This window comes from Actinophytocola xinjiangensis, assembly GCF_001921215.1.
Lineage (GTDB): Bacteria > Actinomycetota > Actinomycetes > Mycobacteriales > Pseudonocardiaceae > Actinophytocola > Actinophytocola xinjiangensis.
On sequence record NZ_MSIF01000003.1, the window covers coordinates 169,075 to 184,950 of the forward strand.

Annotated in this window: 14 protein-coding genes; 4 read left to right on the forward strand and 10 right to left on the reverse strand. The window is 72.6% G+C overall.

The genetic code is table 11. The features are described from left to right. Nucleotides 1-45: 45 nt before the first annotated feature. The 9 genes from BLA60_RS08580 to BLA60_RS08620 are packed head-to-tail and all read right to left on the reverse strand — an operon-like array spanning nucleotide 46 to nucleotide 11,337. Nucleotides 46-1,143 (reverse strand): zinc-dependent alcohol dehydrogenase, encoded by a 1,098-nt coding sequence (locus BLA60_RS08580; RefSeq protein ID WP_075132258.1) that lies wholly within the window; start codon nucleotides 1,141-1,143, stop codon nucleotides 46-48. Continuing rightward, on the reverse strand, nucleotides 1,140-2,375 hold the full coding sequence (locus tag BLA60_RS08585) for an alpha-hydroxy acid oxidase (RefSeq protein WP_281257423.1): 1,236 nt from the start codon (nucleotides 2,373-2,375) through the stop codon (nucleotides 1,140-1,142). Before BLA60_RS08585 ends, BLA60_RS08580 begins: the two co-directional genes overlap by 4 nt. Beyond that, nucleotides 2,357-4,027: a thiamine pyrophosphate-binding protein gene (locus BLA60_RS08590; RefSeq protein WP_075132260.1), complete on the reverse strand. Its 1,671-nt coding sequence runs from the start codon at nucleotides 4,025-4,027 to the stop codon at nucleotides 2,357-2,359. Before BLA60_RS08590 ends, BLA60_RS08585 begins: the two co-directional genes overlap by 19 nt. Before the next feature lie 12 nt (nucleotides 4,028-4,039). Further along, the gene (locus tag BLA60_RS08595) at nucleotides 4,040-5,968 is read right to left on the reverse strand and encodes a flavin-containing monooxygenase (RefSeq protein WP_211288650.1); all 1,929 of its coding nucleotides are present in this window, start codon (nucleotides 5,966-5,968) and stop codon (nucleotides 4,040-4,042) included. Continuing rightward, the gene (locus BLA60_RS08600) at nucleotides 5,961-7,487 is read right to left on the reverse strand and encodes a class I adenylate-forming enzyme family protein (RefSeq protein ID WP_162292927.1); all 1,527 of its coding nucleotides are present in this window, start codon (nucleotides 7,485-7,487) and stop codon (nucleotides 5,961-5,963) included. Before BLA60_RS08600 ends, BLA60_RS08595 begins: the two co-directional genes overlap by 8 nt. A 10-nt stretch (nucleotides 7,488-7,497) precedes the next feature. Further along, the gene (locus BLA60_RS08605) at nucleotides 7,498-8,259 is read right to left on the reverse strand and encodes a crotonase/enoyl-CoA hydratase family protein (RefSeq protein WP_075132261.1); all 762 of its coding nucleotides are present in this window, start codon (nucleotides 8,257-8,259) and stop codon (nucleotides 7,498-7,500) included. After that, on the reverse strand, nucleotides 8,256-9,023 hold the full coding sequence (locus BLA60_RS08610) for an SDR family NAD(P)-dependent oxidoreductase (protein WP_075132262.1): 768 nt from the start codon (nucleotides 9,021-9,023) through the stop codon (nucleotides 8,256-8,258). The genes BLA60_RS08605 and BLA60_RS08610 overlap by 4 nt, the downstream gene beginning before the upstream one ends. Nucleotides 9,024-9,041: 18 nt before the next feature. Continuing rightward, nucleotides 9,042-10,187 carry an acyl-CoA dehydrogenase family protein gene (locus tag BLA60_RS08615; RefSeq protein WP_075132263.1) on the reverse strand — a complete coding sequence of 382 codons (1,146 nt, stop codon included), beginning with the start codon at nucleotides 10,185-10,187 and terminating at the stop codon, nucleotides 9,042-9,044. A gap of 4 nt (nucleotides 10,188-10,191) precedes the next feature. After that, on the reverse strand, nucleotides 10,192-11,337 hold the full coding sequence (locus BLA60_RS08620; RefSeq protein ID WP_075132264.1) for a thiolase family protein: 1,146 nt from the start codon (nucleotides 11,335-11,337) through the stop codon (nucleotides 10,192-10,194). Between the two features lie 47 nt (nucleotides 11,338-11,384). On the opposite strand from BLA60_RS08620, the gene BLA60_RS08625 reads away from it, so the two are divergent. From BLA60_RS08625 to BLA60_RS08640, 4 genes are all read left to right on the forward strand, one after another. Continuing rightward, entirely contained in the window at nucleotides 11,385-12,584 is a 1,200-nt protein-coding gene (locus BLA60_RS08625) for a CaiB/BaiF CoA transferase family protein (RefSeq protein ID WP_075132265.1), read from the forward strand. Further along, entirely contained in the window at nucleotides 12,577-13,209 is a 633-nt protein-coding gene (locus BLA60_RS08630) for a TetR/AcrR family transcriptional regulator (RefSeq protein WP_162292928.1), read from the forward strand. Before BLA60_RS08625 ends, BLA60_RS08630 begins: the two co-directional genes overlap by 8 nt. A gap of 7 nt (nucleotides 13,210-13,216) precedes the next feature. Next, nucleotides 13,217-13,960 (forward strand): enoyl-CoA hydratase/isomerase family protein, encoded by a 744-nt coding sequence (locus BLA60_RS08635; RefSeq protein WP_075132267.1) that lies wholly within the window; start codon nucleotides 13,217-13,219, stop codon nucleotides 13,958-13,960. Between the two features lie 126 nt (nucleotides 13,961-14,086). Then, a complete protein-coding gene (locus BLA60_RS08640) occupies nucleotides 14,087-15,415 on the forward strand; it encodes an MFS transporter (protein ID WP_075132268.1) in 1,329 nt (442 codons plus the stop codon). Here the strand turns inward: BLA60_RS08640 and BLA60_RS08645 are convergent. After that, nucleotides 15,408-15,863, reverse strand: coding sequence for a hypothetical protein (locus BLA60_RS08645; RefSeq protein ID WP_075132269.1), 456 nt, complete (start codon nucleotides 15,861-15,863; stop codon nucleotides 15,408-15,410). The two genes, BLA60_RS08640 and BLA60_RS08645, sit on opposite strands and share 8 nt — an antisense overlap. Nucleotides 15,864-15,876 lie beyond the last annotated feature (13 nt).

Below are 15,876 nucleotides of genomic sequence, written 5' to 3' on the forward strand. Positions count from 1 at the left end.
CCCGCGCTCGCCGTGCTGCTGTGGGCGGATCCGCCCACAGCGGAGTCACGGGACGATCGTCAGGTGCAGCGGACGCTCGCCGGGGACCTCACCGCCGAGAACGCGCAGCGCCTCGTCGAGATCCTCCAGGGCGAAGCGGTGGCTGTGCAGTTCGGCGAACGGGTAGCGGGCCTCGGTGAGCATCTGCACCGCGCGGCGCACACCGAACGTCGACGAGCCGAACACGCCGCGCACCACCAGCTCGCGCAGGGTGATCGCGTTGATGTCCAGGCCGTCCATCGCCCCCGACTTGATACCGGCGACCACCATCCGGCCGCCGCGCCTGAGACAGGCCAGGCCGTCACGGGTGGACGTCGCCGTGCCGGGAACCGTGTCCACGACCACGTCCACACCCGCACCGCCGGTCAGGTCCATGACCTGGGCGACCGTGTCGGCGGACTCGGCGTCGAGCAGGGTGTCGGCGCCGAACCTGGCCAGCAGCGGGGCCTTGACCTGGTCACGTTCCAGGCCGGTGACGATCACCCGCGCCGCTCCGGCGTTGTGGGCCACCGCCGAGCAGGCGAAGCCGCGTTGGCCGGCGCCCAGGATCAACACGCTGTCGCCCGGTCGCACGGCGGCCACGGTCACCAGCCAGTGGATCGCGTTGCCCAGCGGGTTGTACAGCGCGGCGTCCTCGTCGGACAGGGCGTCCGGCACCGGGACGACCAGGGTGCCGGGCAGCAACTCCATGTACTCGGCGTTGCCGCCCCACAGGCCCGAGCCCCGCGACAGCGGCATCGTCGAGTAGCGCAGCAGGTCGCGACAACGGTTGTCGGTCGTGCTCCGGCAGTCCAGGCACTGTCCACAGCGGACGGCAGGGTCGACCACCACCCGGTCCCCCGGCGACACCGCCCACTTCTCGGCCGCCTCGGGGTCGACCCGTTCCAGGACGCCGACCATCTCGTGGCCCGACACCAGCGGCAGCGGCACCAGCCCGGGTGAGGCTTCCCGCAGATGACCGGAGTAGAGGTCGTAGTCGCTGCCGCACAGGCCGTTCGCGGTCACCCGCAGCAGCGCGCCGCCGCGGGGCGGGCGGTCGGGCACCGCCACCGTGCGCAGTTCGATCTCGCGGTCGCCGACGGTGACCGCAGCGCGTGATTTCATCGTTGTCCCTTCCGGAAGCGGACCAGGTCGGGGTTCAGCTCGGCCACCGAGGTGACGCCGAGCAGTGTCATCGTGCGGACCACGTCCTCGCGCAGGATCCGGCCGGCGTGCTCGACCCCGGCCCGCCCGCCGGCCATCAGCCCGTACAGGTAGGCGCGGCCGACCAGCACGGCCCGCGCGCCCAACGCCACCGCCGCGACGACGTCCGCGCCGCCCAGGACACCGCCGTCGACGTAGATCTCGGTGCGGTCGCCGACCTCGGCCACCGCCTCGGGCAGCCACTCCAGCGGGGTCGGCGCGCGGTCGAGCTGACGACCGCCGTGGTTGGACAGCACGATCGCGTCCGCGCCGAGGTCGACCACCGCGCGGGCGTCCTCGACGGTCTGCACGCCCTTCACGACCAGCGGCCCGGTCCAGCTCCGCCGCAACGCCGCCAGGTCCTCGAAGGTCAGCGCCGGGTCGAGCAGGTCGCCGACCACGTCACCGAACGCGGCGCCGGTCGGGTCGACCGAGGCGAACCCGAGCGGCTCGGTGGTCAGCACGTTGAACCACCAGCCGGGGTGGGTGGCCATGTCCAGCAGGGTGCGCGGCGTCAGCGACGGCGGCACGGTCATCCCGTTGCGCACGTCGCGCAGCCGGGCGCCGGAGGTCGCGGTGTCCACGGTCAGCACCAGCGTCGAGAACCCGGACGCGGCCGCCCGGTCGACCAGCTTCGCCGCCGCCGGGCGGTCGCGGCCCAGGTAGAGCTGGAACCAGCGCTCGCCGCCGGGGACCGCCTCGGCGAGGGCCTCGGGGGTGGTGGTGCCCATGGTCGAGAGCGCGTACGGGATGCCGAGCCCGGCGGCCGCGCCGGCCACCGCCGGCTCCCCGGCGACGTGCATCATCCGGGTGAAGCCCGTGGGGGCGAACACGATCGGCAGCGCCGAGGGCCGGCCGAGCAGCGTCGTCGACGGGTCGACCGCCGACACGTCACGCAGCACCCGTGGCCGGAACTCGACGTCGGCGAACGCGGCCCGCGCGCGGGTCAGGCTGGTCTCGGTCTCCGCCGCGCCGTCGACGTAGTCGAACACCGCGCGCGGCACCCGGCGGCGGGCCAGCTCACGCAGGTCGGCGATGGAGGCGGCGCGGGCCAGCCGGCGGGGCCGGACAGTGGTGGCCGGTGGACGCAGGTAGGACCACAGCTCGGCGGGCCGGGGCAGGCGGCGGGCGACGCTCACTCGCCGCCGTCCCAACTCGCGACCTTGCCCACGGCCGAGTAGTCCCGGAAGAACCGGCTGGCCGACTCGGGGTGGATCGGCACGTGCACCAGCGCCGGGCCACCCGACCCGGAGGTCACCGTGCCGACCACCGCGAGGTCGTCGAGGGTGGCGACCGGGTGGTAGTCCAGGCCGAACGCGCGGGCCAGGTCACCGAGGTCGGGGTGGGGCACCCGCGCCAGGCGGGTCGGGATGCCCCGCCCGCCGGTGTACTGGACCTCGGCGCCGTAGCCCTCGTCGTCGAGCACCACGATCAGCAGTCTCGGGCGCTGCTCGGCGACGGTCGCCAGTTCCTGCAGGGCCATCATCAGCGACCCGTCGCCGGTGAAGTGCACGGTCCACTGGTCGGGGCTGGCCAGCGACGCGCCGATCGCGGTGCCCAGCCCGAGGCCGATGGAGCCGGCGTGGATGGGGTAGATGAACCGGTCCGGGCCGGCGATCTCCAGGTAGGTCACCATGTCGGCGGTGGCCTGGCCGGTGTCCGAGGCGAACACGGCGTCGGCCGGGAAGTGCTCGCGCAGCGCCAGCGCCACGTCGCTCACCTCGAACGGCGCGCCCCGGCCGCGCGCGGAGCTCCGGGACTCGGCGGCCGGATCGAACGGTGGCAGCGGCGCACGGGTCGCGGCGGCCACGCCGCGCTCGCGCAGGCCGGCCAGCAGCGCCTCGGCGGTGAGCTGGGCGTCGCCGACGACCGCGAGGTCGGGCCGGCGCCAGCGGCCGATCGCGCCGGGGTCGGCGTCGACGTGCACGATCGTCGAGCCGTCGAGCAGTTCGGTGGCCGTCCACGGGTTGAGCGAGGCGCCGACGGCCAGCACCAGGTCGGCCGCGCCGATCACGTCGGCCCCCCGGGCGGTGGCGAACCCGCCGCAGATGCCGACGTGGTTGTCGGCCTTGGCGAACAGGCCCTTGCCGAGCAGGGTGGTCGCCAGCGGCGCGTCCAGGTGGGCGGCCAGCGACTGGAGGGCCTCGGCCGCGCCGGGGCCGGCCGCGCCCCGCCCGGCCAGCACGACCGGGGTGCGGGCGGCGGCGAGCAGGTCGACGGCGGCGCGTACGGCGTCGTCGCCGGGCAGCACCGGGCGGGCGGCCAGGGTGTGTCGCGGGAGGGACTCGGGCAGTGTGCCGTCGAGCAGCAGGGCGTCGACGACGTCGTAGAGCAGGGCGGCGTCCAGGCCGAGGACGTAGGGCCGCGCTTCGGTGACCGCGCCGGCGAACGCCGCCCCGATGTCCTCGGCCAGCCACGGCAGGCCGCGGATCTCGCGCCAGCCGGCGCCGGTCAGCGCGGTGGCCTGCTCGTGCGGGAACCGCTGGGAGTTGTGCAGGGAGGAGCGGGCGGTCAGGCCGGTGAGCAGCACCAGCGGGGTGCGGTGGCGGGCGGCCTCGGTGAGCGAGGTGATGGCGTTGGTGAAGCCGGGGCCGTGGGTGACCGAGGCGAGGCCGACCGTGCCGGTCCGCCGGGACCAGCCGTCGGCCATGCCCAGCGCGGCGTCCTCGCGGCGGGCGCCGACGAACCGGACGCCGAGTTCGTCCAGGGCGGTCGCGACGGCGATGTTCCCCTCGCCGAGGAGTCCGAACTGGACGGTCACGCCCGCGTCCCGCAGGTACCGGGCGATCAGTTCACAGGCAAGCATGGTTGTTCCGTTTCATCGGCGGTGGGTGCGGTAGGGAGTCAGCGACGCCGAGCGGGTCAGCTCCCAGTAGTCGACGACGCGCCACGGCATGTTGGCGATGACCCGTCCTCGGGAGTTCGCGTACCAGGTGGTGAAACCCGGCTGGGTCCAGATCATCCGGTCGTGTGCCTCGTCGACGGCCCGGACGTACTCGGCGCACGCCTGCTCCCCGATCTCGACGGCGGCGACGTCCTCGTCGACCATGGCGCACAACAGCTCGGTGACGTACCGGGCGGCGCGTTCGGCGAGGAAGATGAAGCTGCCGCCGTGACCCAGCGAGCTGTTGGGGCCGTAGAGGATGAACAGGTTGGGAAAGCCGGGGGTGGCGACCCCGAGGTAGGCGCGGCCGTCGTCGTCGTTCCACGCCTCGCGCAGCGTCACTCCCCCGGTGCCCTGCAGGACCAGCGGGTAGGTGGGTCGCTGGGCCTCGAAACCCGTCGCCAGTACGACGATGTCGGCCTGGTGGACCTCGCCGGCGGCGGTGACGACGGCGTCCTCGGTCAGCTCGGCGACCGCGTCGGTCACCAGCGTGACGTGGTCACGGCGCAGCGCCCGGAACCAGCCGTTGTCCAGCAGCATCCGTTTGCCGAAGGGTGGGTAGTCCGGCAGGGCCTTGGCGATCAGGTCGGGGCGGCCGTCGAGTTCGGTGCGCAGGTAGCGTTCGAAGTGTCCCCGGTGGCCCTCGTTGGTCCGGTTGATCGACCGTGGCCGCAGCGGCCACTCGGGGTCGACCTGCAACGACGGGTGGACCTTGTCGTTGAAGATCCAGCCAAGGCGCAGGCGGTACCACTCGTAGTAGAACGGCACCTGGCGCATCAGCTGGTGCAGACCGGCCCCGATCGGCTCGAAGTAGTAGTCGCTGGGCGCGACCCACTGGGGTGAGCGCTGGAACACGGTCAGCTCGCCGGCCTGGTCGACGATCGCCGGCACGATCTGCATGGCGCTGGCGCCGGTGCCGACGACCGCGACCCGTTTCCCGGTCAGGTCGAGGCCCTCCGGCCACTGGGCGGAGTGGAAGACCTGGCCGCCGAAGGTGTCCATCCCTTTGATGTCGGGCAGTTTGGGTTTGCTCAGCTGACCGACGGCCGACACCAGCACCGGCACGGTGTGTCGTTCCAGCTCGCCGCCGGGGCCGCGCGCGGTGACCGTCCAGTGCCGGGCCTGCTCGTCCCAGGACGCCCCGAGCACCTCGACGCCGAAGCGCACGTTGCGCACCAGGTCGAGGTCGCGGGCCATGTCGGCGACGTAGGTCTCCAGCTCGGCGCGCTTGGCGAAGTGCTGGGACCAGTCGCGCTGGTAGAAGGAGAACGAGTACAGGTAGCTCGGGGTGTCGACACCGCAGCCGGGGTAGGGGTTGTTGACCCAGGTGCCGCCGACCCGGTCGTTGCGTTCCAGGATGGCGTGCGGGATGCCGGCGTGGGTGAGGTCGCGGGAGAGCACCAGCCCGGAGATGCCGGCGCCGATGATCAGCACCGACAGGCCGCTGGCGGCGGCGTCGGCCTCGGGGGTGGGCAGGGCCTCGGGGGCGAAGCCGAGGTCCTCGGCGGCCATCGGCTCGTACTCGGCGGGGATCTCCTCGCCCATGCAGGCACTCATCAGCTCCACGAGCTCCGCGCCCCGGGGCGCGGGGTGGGCGACGGGTTCGCCGGCGGCCCAGCGCAGGGTGGCGGCGGCGGTGGCCTGGCGCAGTTCCGCGCGGATCTCGGGGTCCAGGCCGCCGGTGGGGTTGTCGTCCAGGCCGCGCGCCCGGGTGGGGCGGTAGCGCTCGCCCAGCCACTTCCGGTCGCCGGTGAGCTGGTAGAGGACGGGGATCAGGGTGGGGACGTTGGCGCTGTCCAGGGCCTGTAACAGTTCCCGCTCGTCCAGCCGTGGCCCGGGGTCGGCGGAGACGTTCCTATACACGGTGTTCCTCCCGCACTGGCCGACTGCCCAGCTCGGCACGGACGACCTTGCCCGTCGTGCTGCGCGGCAGGGCGTCGCCGTCGATGAACTCGATCATTCGTGGCCGTTTGAAGCCGGCGAGCCGGCCCCGGCAGTACTCGTCGAGCGCGGCGCGGTCGGCGACGCCGCCGGGGCGCAGCACGACGAACGCCTTGACCGTCTCGCCCCAGCGGTCGTCGGGGACGCCGACGACGCAGACCTCCGCGACGTCCGGGTGGGCGCCGACCGCCAGCTCGACCTCCATCGGGTAGACGTTCTCGCCGCCGGTCTTGATCAGGTACTTCTTGCGGTCGACGAACCGCACCGCGCCGTCCTCGGTGCGCGCCAGCAGGTCGCCGGTGTGCAGCCAGCCGTCGCGGAAGACCTCCTCGGTGGCGTCGGGCTGGTTGAGGTAGCCGCTCATCACCGACGGGCCGCGCACCACGCACTCCCCCGGCTCGCCGACCCCGGCCTCGGTGCCGTCGGGGCGCACGATCCGCACATCCAGCAGCGGGGCCGGGTACTTGTCCCACTCGCGGGTGCCGGGCGTGTCGATCCGGTTGGCGGCGATCAGCAGGCTGGACTCGGTCTGGCCGAACAGGTCGACGAACGCCACGCCCCGGCCGAGGAGGTCGTCGAGCAGCCGGCCGGGCAGCAGGTTGCCGTAGCCGCCGGCGAACCGCAGCCCGTCCAGGTCCGCGCCCCGGGCGGCGGCCAGGTCGAGGAACTGGGCGGACATGCCGGGCAGCAGCCAGGTCCAGCTGCCGCCCCGGTGTTCGACCGCCTCGACCAGCGGGCCGGGTTCGGCGCGGCGGAAGGTGAGGTACCGGCCGCCGGAGAGGAAGGTGGCGTTGAGCGGTTCCTCGCCGCTGGTGTGGAACAGCGGCAGCCAGCCGAGGAACGCGTCGGCGCCGGTGAGGCCGAACGAAGACACCAACCGCAGCGCGCGGATCGCGGCGGCGGACTGGCTGATCATCGCGCCCTTGGGTTTTCCGGTGGTGCCGCTGGTGTAGATGATCGTGTGGATGTCCTCCGGCCGGCCGGTCTCGACCAGCCCGGTGGCGTCGGTGGCGGCCAGGGTGGGCAGTGTCAGCTCGACGGCGTCGGCGAAGCCGGTGACGCCGTCGAGGACGTCGCGGTGGGCGTCGTCGAAGAACAGGAGCTTCGCGTCGGCGTCGCGGACGCAGTAGTCGGCGTCGGCGGCGGTGTAGCGGGTGTTGATGCCGACGAGGGTCACGCCGAGCTTGGCGGCCGCCAGGTTGACCGCGACGTAGCCGGGGCAGGGGTCGGACATCACCGCGACCCGGTCGCCCCGGCGCACCCCGCGGCGCAGCATCAGGGCCGCGACGCCGGCGGCGAGCCGGTCCAGCTCGCGGTAGGTGAGGCGCACGCCGTCCTCGGACTCGACGGCGACCCGGTCGCCGAAGCGGGCCACGCTCTGCCGGAACACCGAGGCGATCCCGATCTGTCGGGCCGTGTGCCGGTTGGTCTGGTCGTTCACCGTGTCCTCCTCACCGTCCGGTCCAGCGAGGTTCGCGCTTGTCGACGAACGCCTGGGCACCCTCGACGGCGTCGGCGGAGTCGAAGACCGGGTCGGTCAGCTCGGCCTGCCTGGCGAACCGCTCACCGGCCGGCCAGTCCGCCGACGCGGCCATGACCTGCTTGGACACCCGGACCGCGAGCGGTGCGTTGCGCGCGATCCGCTCGGCCAGGGCGAGCGCGTGCTCCAGCGCGGTGCCGTCCTCGACCAGTTCGGTGACCAGGCCCCAGGTGTGGGCCTGGGCGGCGTCGACGGTGTCGCCGGTGAGCACCAACCGCATGGCGGCGGAGCGGGGGATCAGCTGGGGCAGGCGCATCAGGCCGCCGGCCCTGGCGACCAGGCCCCGGCGGACCTCGGGCAGCCCGAACTTCGCGCCCCGGGCGGCGACGACGAGGTCACAGGCCAGCACGGTCTCGAAGCCGCCGGCGACCGCGTGGCCCTCGACGGCGGCGATCAGCGGTTTGTCCGGCGGGCGCTGGGTGAGCCCGGCGAAGCCCCGGCCGGGGACCGAGGCCAGCTCGCCGGCGGCGAAGCGGCGCAGGTCCATGCCGGAGCAGAACGTGCCGCCGGCGCCGGTGAGCACGCCGACGCTGAGCGTGTCGTCGGCGTCGAGCTGGTCCAGGGCCTCGGCGATCAGCTCGCCGGCGGCGCGGGTCATGGCGTTGCGGCGCTCGGGGCGGTTGATGGTGATGACCAGTGTCCGGTCCCGGCGCTCGACCAGTACCTCGCTCATCGTGGGGGCATCCTGATCGCTCCGTCCAGCCGGATGGTTTCGCCGTTGAGGTAGTCGTTGCGCAGCACGCTGACCGCCAGGTCGCCGAACTCGTCGGCGCGGCCGAGCCGGCTGGGGTGCGGCACGGCGGCGGCCAGTTGCTCGCGCAGGTCCTCGCGCAGGCGGGCGAGCATGGGGGTGTCGAAGGTGCCGGGGGCGATGGTGTTGACCCGGATGCCGTGGCGGGCCAGGTCACGCGCGGCGACCAGGGTCATGCCGTGCACGCCGGCCTTGGACGCGGTGTAGGAGGTCTGGCCGATCTGGCCGTCGAAGGCGGCGACCGACGCGGTGAGCACGCACGCGCCCCGGCTCCCGTCGACGGGTTCGTTGCGGCTCATGGCCGAGGCGACCAGGCGCAGGACGTTGTAGGTGCCGACCAGGTTGGTGGTCACCACCTCGGTGAACGATTCCAGCGGACCCGGCCGGTGCTCGCGGTCGACGATCCGCAGCCGGTCGCTGCCCCGGCCGGCGCAGTGCACCAGCGCGCGGACCGGACCGTCCTGCCCGGCCTGCTCGATCGCACCCTCTACGTCGTCGGTCACCGTGACGTCACCGGGCACGAACCGGGCGTGGTCGCCCAGCTCGTCCAGTGTCCGGGAGTCACGGCTCCGTTCCAGGTCCACAATGGTCACCCACGCACCATGCCCCAGCAGGTGCCGTGCCGTCGACAGTCCGAGACCGGACATCCCGCCGGTCACGATGGCGGACACGCCGTCCAACCGCATCCCGTGTTCCCTTTCCCGTCACAGTCCGATGGACTTGCTGATGATCGACTTCATCACTTCGCTGGTGCCGCCGTAGATCCGCGTGACGCGCGCGTCGGCGTAGAGCCGGGCGATGGCGGACTCGGTGACGTAGCCGAACCCGCCGAACAGCTGGAGGCACCGGTCGACGACCCGGCCCTGGGTCTCGGTGCAGAACAGTTTCACCGCGGCGGCGTCGGCACCGGTCAGTTCGCCGTCGCCGAGGGCGGTGACGGCGGCGTCGAGCAGTGCCTGGGCGGCGGTCGCCTCGGCGGTCATCGCGGCCAGCTCGAACTTGGTGTTCTGGAAGGATCCCAGCGGCTGGCCGAAGATCGTCCGCTGGCGGACGTGGTCGACGGTCAGGTCGATGGCCGCGCGGGTCTGGGCGACCGCGCCGACCGCGATGGCCAGCCGTTCCTGCGGCAGGTTCGAGGTGAGGTGGCGGAAGGCCTCGCCGGCGGTGCCGAGCACGTTGGTGGCCGGGACGCGCACGCCGTCGAAGGTCAGCTCGACGGTGTCCTGCGCGCGCAGGCCGAGCTTGTCCAGCTTGCGTCCCTTGTGGAATCCCTCGGTGCCGTCCTCGACGACCAGCAGGGTCAGCCCGTCGCGGCGGTTCTGCCCGGTCGAGGTCCTGGCCAGCACGATCACCAGGTCGGCCAGGTGTCCGCCGGTGATGTAGGTCTTGGCGCCGTCCAGGACGTAGTGGTCGCCGTCGGGCACCGCGCGGGTGCGCACGGCGGCGAGGTCGGAGCCGGTGTCGGGTTCGGTGAGCGCGATGGCGGTCATGAGCTTGCCGGTGGCGAGCCCCGGGAACCACCGGCCGCGCTGCTCGTCGGTCGCGTAGCGCAGGAAGTAGGGCAGGATCACGTCCAGGTGGGTCCGCAGTGGACCGATGGTGACCCCGGCGCGCGCGGTCTCCTCCTGCAGCACGACGTTGAAACGGTAGTCGTCGTTGCCGCCGCCGCCCCACTCGACGCCCAGGTTCATTCCCATGACGCCGAGGTCGCCGAGCCGGTCGAACACCGCGCGCGGCACGCTGCCGGCGGCCTCCCAGTCCGAATAGGACGGGGTGACCTCCTTGTCGACGAAGTCCCTGACCATGACCCGGAACGCCTCGTGTTCCTCGGTGAACAGCGTTCTGCGCATGCCGCTACCCGACCAGCTCGACGAGCGTGGCGTTGGCGGTGCCGCCGCCCTCGCACATGGTCTGCAGGCCGTAGCGCAGGTCGTTGTCCCGCAGGTGGTGGACCAGGCGGGTCATCAGCGACGCGCCGGAGGCGCCGAGCGGGTGGCCGAGGGCGATCGCCCCGCCGAGCGGGTTGAGCCGTTCCGGCGCGGCGCCCAGTTCGTCCAACCAGGACAGCGGGACCGGGGCGAACGCCTCGTTGACCTCGAAGGCGCCGATGTCGCCGACGGCCAACCCGGTGCGGCCCAACAGCTTGCGGGTGGCGTCGATGGGGGCGGTGAGCATCAGGACCGGGTCGCCGCCGCACGCCGCGCCGGCCCGGTAGCGCACGATCGGCGTCAGACCGAGGGCCTTGGCCCGTTCGGGGGTGGTGACCAGCAGCGCGGCGGCGCCGTCGGAGATCTGGGAGGAGTTGCCGGCGTGGATGCGGCCGTCCTCGCGGAAGGAGGGGGTGAGCTGGGCGAGCTTGTCGACGCCGGTGTCGCGGCGTACGCCCTCGTCGACGGTGAACGTCCCGCCCTCGACGGGGATCGGCACGATCTGACCGGCGAAGGCGCCGGAGTCGATGGCGGCGGCGGCCTTGTGGTGGGAGTCGACGGCGAACTCGTCGAGCCGCCGGCGGCCGAGCGACCACTTCTCGGCGATCAGCTCGGCGGAGATGCCCTGGTTGAAGCCGAAGCCGTCGTAGCGGGCGAGCACGCGTGGTCCGTAGGGGACGCCGACCTCGCGGGCGGCGCCGAGCGGGACCCGGCTCATGCACTCGACGCCGCCGGCCACGACCAGGTCGGCCTGACCGGCCATCACGGCCTGCGCGGCGAAGTCGAGGGCCTGCTGGCTGCTGCCGCAGGCGCGGTTGACCGTCACGCCGGGGACGTGTTCGGGCCAGCCGGCGGCCAGCACGGCGAACCGGGCGACGTTGCTGGACTGGTCGCCCAGCTGCGTGACGCAGCCGAGGATGACGTCGTCCACCTCGCCGGGGTCGATCCCGGTCCGCGCGACGAGGGCGTTGAGCACCTCCGCCGCGAGGTCGACGGGGTGGACGGTGGACAGCGCGCCGTCACGCTTGCCCTGGGCCGTCCGGACGGCTTCGACGATCACCGCATCTCGCATGCACAACTCCTTGTACCGATCGGTCTGTACACCGTAAGCTCGCCGCCGTGCCCAATCAAGTGCTCTCCGGTGTCCGTGTCCTTGACCTCACCCGCCTGCTGCCGGGCGGGCTCTGCACGCTCGTCCTCGCCGACCTCGGCGCGGACGTGATCAAGATCGAGGCCCCGACCGGCGACCCGGCACGGACCAGGGGCCCGCACCTGCCCGACGCCGAACCGACCACGTCCTCGGCGAGTTTCCGGGCCGTCAACCGGAACAAGCGCTCGGTGGTGATCGACCTGAAGGCGCCGGGAGGCCCCGAGGCGCTGCTGGCCGTCGCGCGCACCGCCGACGTGCTGGTGGAGTCGTTCCGGCCCGGGGTGCTCGACCGGCTCGGCGTGGGCTACGACGCGCTGTGCGAGGTCAACCCCGGGATCGTGTTCTGCCAGATCTCGGGCTGGGGCCAGCACGGTCCGCACGCCCTCACGGCCGGGCACGACCTGAACTACCTGGCCGCCATGGGCCTGCTCTCGCACACCGGCCAGCCGGACGACCCGCCCTCGCTGGTACCGATGCAGGTCGCCGACTCGGCGTCGGGGCTCTACGCGGCGACCTCGATCCTGGCCGCGCTGCACGAACGCCGCGAGTCCGGCCGGGGCCAGCGCATCGACGTGTCGATCGCGCACGCCGCGCTGACCCTGGCCCCGATGACCGTCGCCGGAGTACTCGGCACCGGCCGGGCGCGGCCGACCAACGAGGGCATCTGGAGCGGCGGCGCGGTCTGCTACCAGGTGTACCGCTGCGCCGACGGCTGGGTGGCGCTGGGCGCGCTGGAGGAGAAGTTCTGGGCGACCTGGTGCCAGGGCGTCGGCCGGCCCGACCTGCTGGCCGGCCGTTACGACCCGTCCGGCTCGACCACCCACGAGGAGGTCACCCGGATCATGGCCGGACGCACCCGCGCCCAGTGGCGGGAGTTCGCCGAGGCCAACGACTGCTGCCTGACCGTCCTGTCGGGCCTGGACGAGGCACTGGACTCGGACCTGGTGCGCGAGCGGGGCACGGTCACCCGCCTGCCCCACCCCGGCACCGGCGGCCAGCAGGAGTACGACGCGCTGACCCTGCCGGTGGTGTTCTCCCGCGCCGGTCCCGACTTCCGGCGGCTGCCGGCACCGGCGCTAGGCTCGGACTCCGAGACTGTCCTCAAGGAATGTGGTGTCCCGCCCGAGGTCTCGCGACGTCTCTCAGCCGTGGATGGAGCCGATGACTAACGCCAACCGGAGCATGCGCGAGAAGATCCTTGAGACGGTCACGGAGTTGTTCATCCACAAGGGTTTCCACGGGACCGGCGTGCAGGAGATCTCCAAGGCGGTCAACCTCGGCCGGGGCGCGCTGTACTACCACATCGGCAGCAAGGAACAGATCCTGTTCGACATCAGCATGTCGCTGCTGCGCAGTGCGCTGGACACCACGCTGCCCTTCGTGGACACCGACGACCCGCCGGACGTGAAGCTGCACAACATCGCCCGCGCGCTGCTGCGCCACCACGCCACCCACGGCGAGGGCTGGCAGGTCGCGGTGCGCGAGGCCCGCTTCCTGTCCGAGGAGTACCAGCAGCAGGTGATCGACGCCCGGCGCGAGTTCGAACAGCTCTGGCACCGGGTTCTCCAGGAGGGCGCGCGGGCCGGACTGTGGCGCGCGGTCGACGCGGTCGACGTGCGCGGCGTGCTCGGCATGTTCAACTACACCGCCCGCTGGATGCGCGCCGACGGTCCGCTCTCACCGGAGCAGATCGCCGACCGCTACGTGGACCTGCTGCTGACCGGTCTCATCGAGCGATCCGAGCGATCCGAGCGATCCGACCGGCCCGATCAACCCGAACCACCGCCGGAGTGAGGTGGCGATGGACATCTCGGTTCGCGACGAGGGCCCGGTCCGGGTCGTCACGCTGTCCGGCCCGGGCGGGGTCAACGTGGTCACCGCGCGGGCACACGACCGGCTTGAGGAGGTCCTGACCGCCGCCAACCAGGACGACGGTGTCCGGGTCGTGGTCCTGACCGGCACCAACCGGACGTTCTCGGTCGGTGCGGACATCGGCGCGTTTCCGCCGGCGCCGTGCGACCCGACCGAGTTCGTCGCCCGGTTCCTCGCGGTGAACGCCCTGCCGGAGCGGCTGACCAAGCCGGTCCTGGCGGTGGTGCACGGCGCGGCGACCGCCGGCGGCTTCGAGCTGGCGCTGGCCTGCGACTGGATCCTGGCCGCGCCCACGGCGCGGTTCTCCCTGCCGGAGGCCCGTTTCGGGCTGGTCGCCGGCTATGCGGCGGCCCGTCTCGCGCAGTCGGTCGGCGCTCACCGCGCCCGCCGGCTGCTGCTGACCGGGGAGACGCTCACGGCCACCCAGGCCGTCGAGTTCGGCCTGCCCGTCACCGTCACCGACGACCCACTCGACGCGGCCATCGCGATGGCCGCCCAGATCTGCCGCAGCGCACCGCACGCGGTGCGGATCATCAAACAACGCAGTGTGGCCCAGGCAGGGGCCACCGATCCGGATCTCCAGGTCTCGCTCCAGGCCTACGCCGAGCTGTGGAACCTGCCGGAAACCCGGAGCGCGATCGCCGCCTGGCGAGACACGCGCGGCACCAACTAGAACCCGGTTCTCTCTCCCTCTTGATCGGCCCTTTCACCAGGCCTATCGTGTACAGACCGATCGGTACAGACGTCGGTCGACGGTCCGCCTGGCAAGCCCGACATCCGTGGAATCGAGGAGGCTTCCATGAGCGACACCGCAACGCGGACCGCGGGTCCGCACACCGATCAGCACGGCCGGCGACGAGTACTCGTCTCCGCCGCGCTCGGCCAGTTCGTCGAGTTCTACGACTTCGTCATCTACGCCTACACCGCCTCGGTCATCGCCACCCTGTTCTTCCCCGGCGACTCCCGGGTCGCCTCGATGCTCGCGACCTTCGCCGTCTACGCCGTCGGATTCGTGATGCGCCCGGTCGGCGGGCTGCTGTTCGGCCACCTCGGCGACCGCGCCGGCCGCAAGGGCGTCCTGGCGATCATCATCCTGCTGATGGGCGCCTCGACCGCGCTGGTCGGCGTGCTCCCCACCTACGAACAGATCGGCATCCTCGCGCCGATCCTGCTGGTCGTCGCCCGGCTGCTGCAGGGCCTGTCGGTCGGCGGCGAGGCCATCGGCTCCAACGCGCTGGTCGCCGAGCACTCCCCGCCCGCGCGCCGCGGCGGGTACGTGGCGCTGGCCTACGCCTTCGGCGTCATCCCCGCCGTGTTCGCCGCGCTGTTCGTGCTGGCGCTGAACTCCGTACTCGGCGAGGCGGCGTTCACCTCGTGGGGCTGGCGGATCCCGTTCCTGCTCGGCGGGGTGATCTCGCTGGTCGGCATCTACATCCGGCGCCGGGTCGCCGAGTCCCCCGCCTTCGAACAGACCAAGCGGGCCGAACGGGTCGCGAAGGCCCCGCTGCTGAGCGTGCTGCGCGAACACCGGCGGGCACTGGGCTTCGCGTTCGTCATGGCCTCGCTGTCCGGGCTGGGTTTCTACTCGCTCACCGGCTACTTCCCGTCCTACCTGAGCGAGGCGGTCAAACTCACCGAGTCGGAGTCACTGATCGCCAACAGCGTGGCGCTGACCATGGCGTTCATCGCGATGCCGTTGGCCGGACGGCTCTCCGACCGGGTCGGCCGCCGGCCGATGCTGGTCGCCGGGGCGCTGTCCAGCGCGCTGGCGGCGGTGCCCGCCTACTGGCTGGCCAGTTCCGGCTCGCTGGCCCCGGCGATCATCGGCGAGAGCCTGCTGGCGATCACCCTCGGGATCTTCTTCGGGACGGTCGGCATCGTCTGGCTGGAACTGTTCCCCACCAGGACCAGGTACAGCGGTGCCGCGATGAGCCTGAACGCCGCCTACGTGGTGTTCGGCGGCACCGCTCCCCTGTTCAGCACCTGGCTGGTCGACGCGACCGGCAGCCTGCTGGCCCCGGCGATCTACCTGGCGGTGCTCTCGTTCCTGGTGTTCGTGGTGGCCTGCCGGATTCCCGAGACCTACCAGGTCTCCCTCGTGCAGGGCGAGGACCGCACGGTCAGGTGACCAGCACGGTGCCCAGCGCCACCGCCTGGACCCCGCAGGACAGGGAGTCCCACTGGGCCAGCACGTCGAGCGTGTCGCCGGGGACGACGCCGGGCGAGACGTCCCACGGCCGCCCGAGGACCAGGCCGAGGGAGTCCGCCCGGTACCGGCCCTGGAAGACCGGCAGACCGCCGCGCTGGAAGGACACGACCTCGTTGCCCTGCGGCCGGATCGTCCCGCCGGCGGTGAGGTGGTGGTCCGGGCCGGACAGGGTCAGCCCGACCACCCGGCCCGGATCCCGGGAGTCCAGCACCGAGCCCGGGACCGGGTTCCCGGCGGCGTCGGTCACCGCGACCGTGACGAACGTCGTGTCACAGGCGGCCTCGGCCGTCGCGTGAGCGGGGGCCAGGCCCAGCACGGCGACCGTGAGCGCGACCAGCCGCAGGACCACGGAGTTGTTTCTGCGCATGGGAAAGCTCCTT

Coding starts and splice junctions, on each gene's coding strand:
- BLA60_RS08580 (WP_075132258.1), bottom strand. CDS start 1,143: ATGAAATCACGCGCTGCGGTCACCGTCGGCGACCGCGAGATCGAACTG.
- BLA60_RS08590 (WP_075132260.1), bottom strand. CDS start 4,027: ATGCTTGCCTGTGAACTGATCGCCCGGTACCTGCGGGACGCGGGCGTG.
- BLA60_RS08605 (WP_075132261.1), bottom strand. CDS start 8,259: ATGAGCGAGGTACTGGTCGAGCGCCGGGACCGGACACTGGTCATCACC.
- BLA60_RS08610 (WP_075132262.1), bottom strand. CDS start 9,023: ATGCGGTTGGACGGCGTGTCCGCCATCGTGACCGGCGGGATGTCCGGT.
- BLA60_RS08615 (WP_075132263.1), bottom strand. CDS start 10,187: ATGCGCAGAACGCTGTTCACCGAGGAACACGAGGCGTTCCGGGTCATG.
- BLA60_RS08620 (WP_075132264.1), bottom strand. CDS start 11,337: ATGCGAGATGCGGTGATCGTCGAAGCCGTCCGGACGGCCCAGGGCAAG.
- BLA60_RS08630 (WP_162292928.1), top strand. CDS start 12,577: ATGACTAACGCCAACCGGAGCATGCGCGAGAAGATCCTTGAGACGGTC.
- BLA60_RS08635 (WP_075132267.1), top strand. CDS start 13,217: ATGGACATCTCGGTTCGCGACGAGGGCCCGGTCCGGGTCGTCACGCTG.
- BLA60_RS08640 (WP_075132268.1), top strand. CDS start 14,087: ATGAGCGACACCGCAACGCGGACCGCGGGTCCGCACACCGATCAGCAC.
- BLA60_RS08645 (WP_075132269.1), bottom strand. CDS start 15,863: ATGCGCAGAAACAACTCCGTGGTCCTGCGGCTGGTCGCGCTCACGGTC.